General features: G+C 36.1%; 10 protein-coding genes. All 10 read left to right on the forward strand.

Annotated elements, in window-relative coordinates:
- The first annotated feature begins 70 nt into the window (after window positions 1–70).
- The 10 genes from QHG34_RS07905 (at window position 71) to QHG34_RS07945 (ending at window position 11,910) form a co-directional block, all read left to right on the forward strand.
- A complete protein-coding gene (locus tag QHG34_RS07905) occupies window positions 71–268 on the forward strand; it encodes a GDCCVxC domain-containing (seleno)protein (protein ID WP_282629776.1) in 198 nt (65 codons plus the stop codon).
- Between the two features lie 79 nt (window positions 269–347).
- On the forward strand, window positions 348–686 hold the full coding sequence (locus tag QHG34_RS07910; protein WP_282629664.1) for a hypothetical protein: 339 nt from the start codon (window positions 348–350) through the stop codon (window positions 684–686).
- Window positions 687–692: 6 nt separating this feature from the next.
- On the forward strand, window positions 693–1,100 hold the full coding sequence (locus QHG34_RS07915) for a Fur family transcriptional regulator (protein ID WP_084019000.1): 408 nt from the start codon (window positions 693–695) through the stop codon (window positions 1,098–1,100).
- Between the two features lie 58 nt (window positions 1,101–1,158).
- Window positions 1,159–1,485, forward strand: coding sequence for a DUF6660 family protein (locus tag QHG34_RS15855; RefSeq protein ID WP_084018999.1), 327 nt, complete (start codon window positions 1,159–1,161; stop codon window positions 1,483–1,485).
- A 252-nt stretch (window positions 1,486–1,737) separates the two neighbouring features.
- Window positions 1,738–6,105 (forward strand): CusA/CzcA family heavy metal efflux RND transporter, encoded by a 4,368-nt coding sequence (locus QHG34_RS07920; RefSeq protein ID WP_282629665.1) that lies wholly within the window; start codon window positions 1,738–1,740, stop codon window positions 6,103–6,105.
- Window positions 6,106–6,111: 6 nt separating this feature from the next.
- A complete protein-coding gene (locus QHG34_RS07925) occupies window positions 6,112–7,398 on the forward strand; it encodes an efflux RND transporter periplasmic adaptor subunit (protein WP_084018997.1) in 1,287 nt (428 codons plus the stop codon).
- Window positions 7,399–7,563: 165 nt separating this feature from the next.
- Complete coding sequence (locus QHG34_RS07930) at window positions 7,564–8,010, forward strand: methyltransferase family protein (RefSeq protein WP_198418292.1); 447 nt, start codon at window positions 7,564–7,566, stop codon at window positions 8,008–8,010.
- Window positions 8,010–10,046, forward strand: a complete 2,037-nt coding sequence (locus QHG34_RS07935) for a heavy metal translocating P-type ATPase (RefSeq protein ID WP_084018996.1) — start codon at window positions 8,010–8,012, stop codon at window positions 10,044–10,046. Before QHG34_RS07930 ends, QHG34_RS07935 begins: the two co-directional genes overlap by 1 nt.
- 360 nt (window positions 10,047–10,406) lie before the next feature.
- On the forward strand, window positions 10,407–11,231 hold the full coding sequence (locus tag QHG34_RS07940) for an RteC domain-containing protein (protein WP_084018995.1): 825 nt from the start codon (window positions 10,407–10,409) through the stop codon (window positions 11,229–11,231).
- Between the two features lie 115 nt (window positions 11,232–11,346).
- The gene (locus tag QHG34_RS07945; RefSeq protein WP_070566701.1) at window positions 11,347–11,910 is read left to right on the forward strand and encodes a helix-turn-helix domain-containing protein; all 564 of its coding nucleotides are present in this window, start codon (window positions 11,347–11,349) and stop codon (window positions 11,908–11,910) included.
- Window positions 11,911–11,979: the final 69 nt, after the last annotated feature.

The raw sequence follows: 11,979 nt of genomic DNA on the forward strand, positions 1-11,979 counted from the left end.
AATTGCTCTGTTTCATAATTATCCCTAAGTTAATAAACTATATTTTTAAACGGTCCGGTTTTTAGGGAAGATTACACAATCAATAATAACTTGCCCAAAATGTGGGCACAAAAAAGAGGAAACAATGCCAGTTGATGCTTGTCAGTATTTTTATGAATGTGAAAATTGCAAAACAAGGTTAAAACCACTACAAGGCGACTGCTGTGTGTATTGTAGCTATGCCAGTGTTCCTTGTCCACCAATACAACAGGATAAAAAATGTTGCTAAATAGAACGCATTTTATAGAAATCACATAAAAAATCGGTAGGTTTTACTAATTATTTGTAAACACTTATAAAAATAACTTATGCTATCAACAGAAAAAACATTATCAGAGGTAATTGAAATATTAAGACTAAGAGGTTATACCGAAGATTTTAACCTATTGGAAGAAAATATCTCATACAAAATAGGAGGCGAAAAGGTCAATTTAAGTGACATAGTTATTGATAAAATTTATCGTTTTACAGGACTGAATGACTTGGAAGATGAAGCTATCTTGTATGCGATGAGAAACCAAAAAGACGGAGCAAAAGGGATTTTCGTAAATGGCTATGGCACGTACTCCGACAGTGTATCGAACAGCATCATAAAGCAAATAGCAGTTAACGAAGATGACAAGGATGATTGGACAATAGAAATTTGAATTAGAATGACTGAATTAGAAAATGTTTTACAACAAAGAAATATAAAACCTACCGCAATGCGCTTGTTGGTGGCAGAAAAATTGATGCAGCAACAATACGCCATCAGTCATAAAGAATTGGCAGAACAGTTCGAAAATGCAGATAATGTCACTTTGTTTAGAACTTTAAAAACATTTTTAGAGCACAAACTTATCCATACAATCGATGATGGAACGGGTGTTGTAAAATATGCACTTTGCCAATCCGGCTGCAGTTGTAATCCTTCGGAGCAGCACACGCATTTCCATTGCTCACAATGCAAACGAACTTTTTGCCTTACAGATGCAGAAATTCCCAACATCAATATTCCTCTAAACTTCAAATTAGAAGGTATCAATTTGGTGCTTAAAGGAAGGTGTGACAGATGCAATTAAAATAATCTGAAACTTTGCAATCCGATTGCACAAATTATTTTTCTATATTTGTACCCTAATGAAATGGTTTCTCACAATATGGACTTTTTACCTGATGGTACTCGCAGCGTTGCCTTGCAGCGATGCAAGCAATCAGTGTGAAGATACCGTTCCTAAATTTGAAACCGCCCAATCTCACGACCATAACCAGGATAGCGACGACAATTGTAGTCCTTTTTGCTATTGCAGTTGTTGCAGTGTAAGCATCGGGTCTTTTAATTTCAAGCCTTTTGAAATCAAGCAACCTAAACTTGCTTTCGTTACTAAAAAAATCACAATCCGTGATTACACCTTAATTTCCCGCTACCAAGGAAATATCTGGAACCCACCCAAGTTTAATGTTTAATTTTTACAGATTTTCCAAATGCTGTTGATGGCTGATGTTTAGCCTTAACTGATGATGCTCCTGTCATTCATTTTATAATGATATGTGCAATCCATTTAAGTTTTCCTGTTTGTTTCAGATAAATCCATAAAGCTTTTGCTTTTGTGATAATAGGCAAATAGTACGTTTTCCATTCCATAGACATTCATAAATCTGTTGGCTGCTTACCACAAGTGGCAAGTATATTTTTTGTAAAATATTAAACAGAAATACGTGTTAGATAACATTATAAAATTCAGTATCAAGAACAAGCTTGTCGTTGGTATAATGACCTTGTTGCTCATTATTTGGGGAGTGTGGAGCGCCACAAAATTACCCATTGATGCCGTACCCGATATTACTAATAATCAGGTACAAATAATTACGGTTTGTCCCACATTGGCGGGGCAAGAAGTAGAACAATTAGTAACTTTTCCTATTGAACAAAGTATTGCCAATATTCCAGATTTAGAAGAAACACGGAGCATTTCGAGGTTTGGTTTGTCGGTAATTACGGTTGTATTTAAAGACAATGTAAATATTTATTTTGCCCGGCAATTAATCAATGAAAAATTAAAAGAAGCCGAAGAGAAAATCCCGAAAGGAATTGGTACGCCGGAACTGGCTCCCGTAAGTACAGGTTTGGGCGAAGTGTATCAATACATCATCCATCCCAAAAAAGGAAGCGAGAAAAAATACGATGCCAAAGAATTGCGCACAATGCAGGATTGGATTGTAGCCCGACAATTGTACGGAACACCAGGAATTGCCGAAGTCAATAGCTTCGGTGGCGAGCTGAAACAATATGAAGTAGCCGTGAACCCGAACCGCCTTAGAGCAATGGGTGTAAGTGTTACTGATATTTTTACGGCATTAGAAAAAAACAATCAAAATACAGGCGGTGCCTACATTGATAAAAAACCAAATGCTTATTTCATTCGTGGAATTGGCTTGGTTACTTCTTTAGATGATGTAAAAAATATCAGTGTAAAAAATGACGGTGGCAGTATTCCTATTTTTATTAAAGATGTAGCCGATGTAAGATTTGGAAGTGCGGTAAGATATGGCGCAATGACTTATAACGGCGAAGTAGATGCAGTGGGCGGTGTGGTAATGATGCTGAAAGGCGAAAACAGTAACGAGGTTGTCAATCGTATCAAAGAAAAACTACCCGTTATTCAAAAATCTTTACCCGATGATATTATCATTGAACCTTATTTAGACCGCACCGATTTAGTAGGCAGAGCAATGAGTACCGTAGAAAAAAACCTGATAGAGGGTGCATTGATTGTCATCTTTGTATTGGTTATTTTCTTGGGAAATTTCAGAGCGGGATTGATTGTCGCTTCCGCTATTCCTTTAGCGATGCTATTTGCTTTAGCCTTGATGAATGTCTTTGGCGTGAGTGCCAATTTAATGAGTTTGGGTGCGATAGATTTTGGTTTAATTGTAGATGGTGCGGTAATTATTGTAGAAGCCACTTTGCATCATTTGGGTTTAAGAAAATCTAAGCAAAAACTTACACAATTGGAAATGGATAACGAAGTTTTTACATCCGCTTCTAAAATCCGTAGCAGTGCAGCTTTTGGCGAAATCATTATCTTAATCGTTTACATTCCTATCTTGACGTTGGTAGGTGTTGAAGGAAAAATGTTCCGTCCTATGGCGCAAACAGTAGGTTTTGCAATATTTGGCGCATTGATTTTATCCCTTACTTATATTCCGATGATGTGTGCTTTGTTTTTATCTAAAAAGCCGATGCACAAAGAAACCATTTCAGATAAAATGATGAATTGGTTGCAAAAAATGTATCAGCCTTTATTAGAAAAAGCCATCAAAATAAAATATTGGTTAGTGGGCATAACCGTTGCTGTATTTGCTTTTACACTATTTCTATTTGGCAGAATGGGTGGCGAATTTATACCACAATTGCAGGAAGGCGATTTTGCCTTTCACTGCATTTTACCACAAGGAAGTTCATTAAGCCAAAGTATCGAAACATCAATGCAAGCTTCAAGAATTATTAAAGAATTTGATGAAGTAAAAATGGTGGTCGGTAAAACAGGAGCAGCAGAAGTACCCACCGACCCAATGCCACCCGAGGCAACCGATATGATGATTTTGCTGAAACCTCAAAGCGAATGGAAAAGTGGCAGAACTTACGATGAATTAGCAGATGCCATTAATGAAAAATTAGAAGCAATACCTGGAGTATTTTTTGAAAAAAACCAACCGATACAAATGCGTTTCAATGAATTGATGACAGGCATTCGACAAGATGTGGCAGTAAAAATATTCGGAGAAAATTTAGATACATTGGCGTTGAATGCCGATAAAGTAAGCAAAGTTATTCAAACCGTAGAAGGTGCTACAGCTCCACAAGTAGAACGTGTAAGCGGATTACCACAAATTAATGTAGAATATGACCGAACTCGTTTAGCCAATTACGGCATTAATGTAGAAGACGTAAACAACGTTGTAAGTACCGCCTTTGCAGGGAAAAGTGCAGGTGTGGTTTTCGAAAATGAAAGAAGATTTGATTTGGTGGTTCGGTTAGATAGTATTCACAGAAGCAGTATTGAAGATGTAAATAATTTAATGATACCAACTTCCACAGGCAATCAAATTCCGTTATCACAAGTTGCTACGATTGATTATAAATTAGGTCCGGCGCAAATAAGTCGTGAAGCAGGAAAAAGAAGAATTGTAATCGGGTTCAACGTTGCAGGCAGAGATGTGCAAAGTGTGGTTGAAGAAATTCAACAAAAATTAAATGCACAGGTAAAATTACCACCAGGTTATTATTTCACTTACGGCGGTCAGTTTGAAAATCTGAAAGAAGCCAGCAATAGATTAATGATAGCCGTTCCTATTTCCTTGTTATTAATTTTTGTGTTGCTCTATTTCACGTTCCGTTCCTTTAAGCAAGCAGGTTTAATATTTACCGCAATTCCGATGAGCGCCATTGGTGGCGTATTGGCTTTAATGCTTCGTGGAATGCCTTTCAGCATCAGTGCAGGAATTGGTTTTATCGCCTTGTTTGGTGTAGCCGTTCTTAACGGAATTGTATTGATAGGCACTTTCAACCAATTGGAAAAAGAAGGAATAAAAGATGTTTTCAAACGAGTAATCGAAGGAACAAAAATAAGACTTCGACCTGTATTGATGACGGCAACCGTTGCGAGCTTAGGATTTTTACCGATGGCACTAAGTAGCAGTGCAGGTGCAGAAGTTCAAAAACCTTTAGCAACCGTAGTAATCGGTGGTTTGGTTACGGCAACTTTCCTTACGCTGTTCGTTCTGCCTTTACTCTACATCATTTTCAATTCAAAAATTAATTTAAAAAGAAAACCCAAAGTGAAACCTATTGCAACTATCATTGTATTGCTTCTGTCATTAACAGGCTTTACAGCAAATGCACAAACACAGCATTTATCAAGTGTTGATGATGCGATAAATATTGCGCTTCAAAATAATCAAGCCATTAAAGCTTCAGATTTAGAAATTGATGCCAGCAAAGCGTTGAAAAAAACAGCCGGAGAATTACCTAAGTTGGATATTAATGCACAGTTGGGACAGTACAACAGCACCAAATTCGACCAGTCTTTTCAGGTGTCACAAACCATTCCTTTTCCGTCATTATTCGGAGCAAAAAAGGAGTTGATTAATGCTGAAATTAAAGGTAAAGAATTGCAGAAGAACTTGAGTGTTTTAGAATTAAAAAACCAAGTACGTACTTATTATTATCAAATTTTGTACTTGCAACACAATCAAAAACAACTACAGGAATTAGACAGTTTGTACAACAATTTCATAGGCATTGCAAAGCTTCGTTACAAAACCGGCGATACCAAAAAAGTGGACATCAGTACGGCAGAAGCCAAGAAAGGCGAAATCAATTTGTTATTAAAACAAAATGAAGTTTTCTTAAATAATGCCGTTGCCAATCTGAAAACATTGATGAATACGAAAGAAGATTTTACCATATCAGGAAATGGAAATTTTCAGCCTTTACAAATTTCAAATTTGTTGGATAATGATGCAGTAGCCAATCATCCTGCTATTCAATCTTTGTATCAGGAAGCAGTTATTGCGGAAAAAACCAAAAAAGTAGAACGGGCACAAGGTTTACCCGATTTTACGATTGGGTATGTCAATCAGTCTTTAATTGGTTTTCAAAATGTGAATGGAGCTGAGAAGTTTTTCAATGGCGGAAACCGGTTTAATTCTGTAAACATCGGCATTGCAATTCCCATTACTTACGGTGCTACCAAAGCCAGAATAAAATCTTTGGATTATAGAAAGCAAGCAGCCGAAGCCAATGCACAACAGCAACAGAGAACGTTGGCAACGCAAATGCAAAATGCTTTGTTGCAATACCAGCAGGATATGAAGCAGTTCAATTATTTTCAGCAAGAAGCTTTGCCTAATGCTAAAGAAATTGTTTCAGCAGCACAATTAGGTTACAAAACAGGCGACATCGGTTATGTAGAATATCTTTTTGCCTTGCAAACCGCAACCGATATTCAGTTGAATTACCTCAAAAGTATTCAGCAGGTCAACCAATCTGTAATCAATATTTATTCATTCATCAATCAATAAGTACAAATGAAATTCAATATAAAAAAAATCACGTTGATGACAGCCATAGCTGTTTTACTATTTGCTTTTTCTGCCTGTAAAAATGATAAGAAAGCAGAAGATAAATCTGCCGAAACCAAAACTGCAGGAAAAGAAGAAGCACCACACGAGGAAGAAACGCCAACCATTGCCACACTTACCGAAGAACAAATAAAAACGGTAGGCATACAATTAGGCACCATTGAACACAAGGAATTAACAGCAACCATCAAAGCAAACGGAAATCTGAAAGTTCCCAATAACAATAAAGCCAACGCCACTTCTTTGTATGGCGGTGTGATAAGAACACTGAAAGTTCAAATTGGAGATTATGTAAGAAAAGGTCAGGTTATTGCAACCATTGCCAATCCGCAGTTCATCCAATTGCAGGAAGAATATTTGAGTACAGCAAGCAGAATTACGTTTGCAGAACAGGAATTAGCAAGGCAAAAAGAACTGAATGAAGGCAATGCAGGTGCAAAGAAAAATCTGCAAAGTGCTACTGCCGAATTAAGCAGTTTAAGAACCCGCAGAGCTTCCTTGCAACAGCAGATACAATTAATGGGCATCAATCCAGGTTCGGTATCAAACGGAAATTTAAAATCCGCATTGGTCGTAACCAGTCCGCTGAATGGTACGGTTAGCAACGTTTTTGCCAAAATTGGAAGTTATGTAGATGTTTCTTCGCCGGTTATCGAAATTGTAGATAACAGTTCATTGCATTTAGATTTACAGGTGTTTGAAAAAGATTTACCACAGGTAAAAGTTGGACAAACTATTCATTTTACTTTAACCAATAATCCTACTGCTGAGTATGATGCTACAGTTTTCAGCATTGGTTCATCCTTTGAAAACGAGAGCAAAACCATCGCCGTTCATTGTCGTGTAAATGGTAATAAAAGTGGTTTAATTGATGGAATGAATATCACAGGAATTGTAAGCCTTAATAATGTAACAACGCCTGCTGTACCAACTGATGCGATTGTAAATGCCGATGGCAAATACTACATTTTTGTACAAACCAATAAAGAAGCAGAAGCCCATCACGAAGAAGGCGAAAAAGAAGGCGACCACAAAGAGGGCGAAGAAAAAGACCATAAAGAAGATAAAACTGCTAAGAATTTTGAAAAGGTAGAAGTGCTGAAAGGCGTATCTGATATGGGTTACACCGCTGTAACTTTTGTAAATGAAATTCCTGCCAATGCTAAAATTGTAGTTAAAGGTGCGTTTTTCGTCAATGCAAAACTAAGCAATGCAGGTGGTCACGAACATTAAAAATTGAACGCTATGGTTTGGTTAAAATTTTATTTGCCGGTGTATTTGGTGTTGTATATTATGGTAGCTTTTGTGCTACCATAATACCGAACCTACAAGCAAACGGGCATCAATCCCATAACTTTTGGCAAAACAGATATTGCACACGACTATATCGGTTTTGTGATGAAAGTATTGATAGCATTGCTTTTCGTTGCGGTATTCATCTATTCGTTCAGCGATAAAATGTATCAATATTTAGTACCGATTTCTTATTTAATGAAAGACGTGTTTTTAATCATTGCATTAATACTGATACACCTTTCATTACTATGGATTTCAGTAGCGCAATATCAAATGAGTAACAGTTGGCGTGTCGGTATTGATGAAAATAACAAAACCGAATTAATCACAAAAGGATTATTCTCTTACAGCCGGAACCCGATTTTTTTGGGAATGATAATCAGTGTTGCAGGAATATTTTTTATACTACCCAATACACTTACATTTTTCCTGATGCTTACTACCTATATCGTTATTCAAATTCAGATAAGACTGGAAGAAGAGTTTTTGGAAAAACAACACGGAGAACAATATTTAATTTATAAAAAAACAACTAAAAGACTACTCTAATGGAACACAAACATAAATACGATGCACAAGGCAAACAGCTTTGCTGCACACCACAGGAAGAAAAAATATATACCGATGCTAATGCTAAAAAATTATTAGAAAAGCATCACAACAATGACGGTCACAACCACGAACACAGCGATGATGACGGTCACAACCACGGAAGTACCGACAAATCTACCTTTCAAATGTTTTTACCTGCCATTATCAGTTTTGTTTTACTGATGATTGCTATTGCTTTTGATAATTGGCTACCGCAATCCTGGTTTACAGGTTGGGTAAGAATTATTTGGTATGCAATAGCCTATTTACCTGTTGGATTTCCTGTAATTAAAGAAGCATTTGAGAGCATCCGCAAAAGCGATGTATTTTCAGAGTTTTTATTGATGAGCATTGCCACTATCGGAGCTTTCGCCATTGGCGAATATCCCGAAGGTGTTGCCGTTATGCTGTTTTACGCCGTTGGCGAAGTGTTCCAAACATTAGCCGTAACAAGAGCCAAAGCCAACATTAAAACCCTGCTCGACCAAAGACCCGATGAAGTAACGATTTTAGAAAATAACCAACCTAAAACTGTAAAAGCAGCAACTGTAAGCATCGGCAATATCATTCAATTAAAACCCGGAGAGAAATTAGGATTAGATGGCGAATTATTATCCGAAACGGCAGCATTCAACACCGCAGCATTAACTGGCGAAAGCAAACCCGACACCAAAACCAAAGGCGAAACTGTTTTAGCAGGAATGATAAATTTAAACACAGTTGCACAGGTAAAAGTAACCACGGCATATACCGATAGCAAGCTTTCAAAGATTTTGGAATTGGTTCAGAATGCTACTGCACAAAAAGCACCAACAGAGTTATTCATCAGAAAATTCGCAAAAATCTATACACCAATTGTTGTGTTATTAGCAGTGCTTATTACTGTTGTTCCTTACTTTTTTGTTGATAATTATTTGTTCAGTCAATGGTTATACAGAGCATTAGTGTTTTTGGTTATTTCTTGTCCGTGTGCTTTGGTTATCAGTATTCCTTTAGGGTATTTTGGTGGAATTGGTGCCGCTTCAAAAAATGGGATTTTATTCAAAGGAAGTAACTTTTTAGATGTGATTGCAGGTATTCAGAATGTTGTGATGGATAAAACCGGAACAATGACCGAAGGCGTTTTCAAAGTACAGGAAGTTAATTTGAAACCTGAATTAAATAAAGACGAAATTCTGAAATTGGTAAATGCCTTAGAAAGTCAAAGTACACATCCTGTTGCCACAGCCATTCATCAATATGTAGGAGAAATTGACAATTCCCTAAAATTAGAAAACACAGAAGAAATAGCAGGTCACGGTTTAAAAGCCAACGTAAACGGAAAAGAATTATTGGTAGGTAATTTCAAATTGATGGACAAGTTCAATATCAGTTATGATTTAGACCCAAGTACGATTGTTTACACTTTAATCGCCATTGCTTACGATGGAAAATTTGCAGGCTACATTACCATTGCCGACAGTATTAAAGAAGATGCACAGATTACAATTGACAAACTAAAAGCATTAGGCGTAAAAACTACAATGTTGAGCGGAGATAAAAGCACCGTGGTAAAATTTGTTGCCGATAAATTAGGAATTAATAATGCCTTTGGCGATTTATTGCCGGAAGACAAAGTAAATAAAGTAAAAGAAATCAAAGCCAAAAACGAAACCGTAGCATTTGTTGGCGATGGCGTGAATGATGCGCCTGTAGTAGCTTTGAGCGATGTAGGAATTGCAATGGGTGGTTTAGGAAGCGATGCCACTATTGAAACTGCAGATGTTGTAATTCAGGATGATAAACCAAGTAAAATCCCAATGGCAATCAATATCGGAAAGCAAACCAAGAAAATAGTTTGGCAGAATATCATTTTAGCATTTGGTGTAAAAGCTGTCGTTCTCGTTTTAGGAGCAGGTGGTTTAGCCACAATGTGGGAAGCTGTTTTTGCAGATGTAGGTGTAGCATTATTGGCAATTTTGAATGCTGTAAGAATACAGAGGATGAAATTTTAGAATTAAGCTTATTCTAATAATGAATAAAACTAACAATGCATAGGAAAGGCAAAAGTTATCAAAAAGTACCTCCGTACAAAAGATACAAAGCTTCTAAACCCTCAAATGGTAATTTGTTGAAGTCGAAAAAACCTTCGCTCTTTATGATACTTTTTGGGATATTTTTAGCTGTGTGCCTTATTGCTTTGATATACATAAAAATTAGACACTATTATATCTATCACTATCACTAAAAGTGGAATTATAAGTTATCAAGCAAAAACCAAAGTTTCAAAAGAGAAGCCTGAAAATGTAAATTCTTTTCAAATATTACAGTATTTAGGCTTCTCAATTATTTTTTTAATAGATTTAAGATAAGGAATGGACAAATTCTACAAAGAAACACTCTCTAAACTGGAATTAGAAATTAGCGAATTGGAGGTTGAAGTCGATTGCTCCTTACAACGTATTGAAGCTGCCATACACCTTATTCTCGAATGCCTTTCGGAATTAAAGGAATACGTTTTGAAAAAAGGATTTAAGAATACTAATGAAGAAATCCGCTTTTTCAAATATCAGAAACCTGTTATTGTTTCAAAGCTCATCTACTACAACGCCATTTATAAAATAGAAACGAGAAGACCGTATGGGAATAAGCGCATCAGGAAATATTTTATCAAAGAACTGAAAAAGCTAAAAAGGTTCTTTGATAACAACCTTGATTTTTATAAGTATTACCGAAGCAATAATTCTTTTGTGGATGAAAAAATATTTGTACGGGGAAAACACGATATAAGGCTATGGTTAGATACCTTTTATTTTGAGGCAGACCATACTTTTTCTACTTCGCACGATTATAAGGTTGCCAAGATAATTGCCAATGATCTGATACAGGTTTATTTGGAAGACAAGTTGAATAACCTTAATCTAAAAAAGACTTCAGAAAATTCGTTGAAATGGACGGCAAGCAAAACAGCACTGACGGAACTTATTTATGCACTATATTCCCAAAGTGTATTTAACAATGGGAATACAGACATAAAATTGATTGCTAAAGCATTTGAAGATGCCTTTAATATTGAATTAGGTGATTTCTATCACACGTTTATGGAACTGAAAGCCCGCAAAATAAACCGAACGAAATTCCTTGACAATCTATGTGAAGCACTGATTAAAAAAATGGACGAACAAGACGAAAAACAGTAAACATATATGTACAACGCCTTTATTCCTCGTGACAAGAAGTCAAAGTAATTAAACTTAAATCGTAAATTTGTTTATTGCTTTTATATTAAATACAAAATGTGGGCAGAGAATAAATATGAATACACTCTTTATAAAAAATATGGTCTGTAACCGCTGCATTATAGTGGTGCAAAATGAATTGGAAAAACTCGGTTTAGGCATTAAGAATATAAAATTGGGCGAAGTAACCTTAGCACAAGAGATAACCCCTACAAAAAAAGATGCTTTGGTAAAAACTTTAGAGCCATTGGGATTTGAGATAATTGACGATAAAAAAAGTAGGATAATAGAGAAGATAAAGAACACTATCATTGACTTGGTACACCATCAAGATAATGATGTAAAAATCAATCTTTCAGATGTATTGAGCGATAAATTGCATCACGATTATAATTACCTGTCCAATCTGTTTTCAGAGGTAGAGGGTACTACTATTGAAAAATACTTTATTGCCCAAAAGGTTGAAAAAGTAAAAGAATTGCTGGTGTACGATGAGTTGTCTTTGAGTGAAATTGCTTTTCGTCTGAACTATTCGAGTGTATCCTACCTAAGCAATCAATTCAAAAAAGTAACAGGACTGACACCGAGCTATTTCAAACAGATAAAAGAAGATAAAAGAAAGCCATTGGATAAAGTGTAAATAAATTTTACAAATCAATTCCAAAATTTCACAATAGCACCCGTTGATATAATAGCCAATTTTGCATTG

The organism is Empedobacter sedimenti, from assembly GCF_030005555.1.
In the GTDB taxonomy this organism is placed as follows: domain Bacteria; phylum Bacteroidota; class Bacteroidia; order Flavobacteriales; family Weeksellaceae; genus Empedobacter; species Empedobacter sedimenti.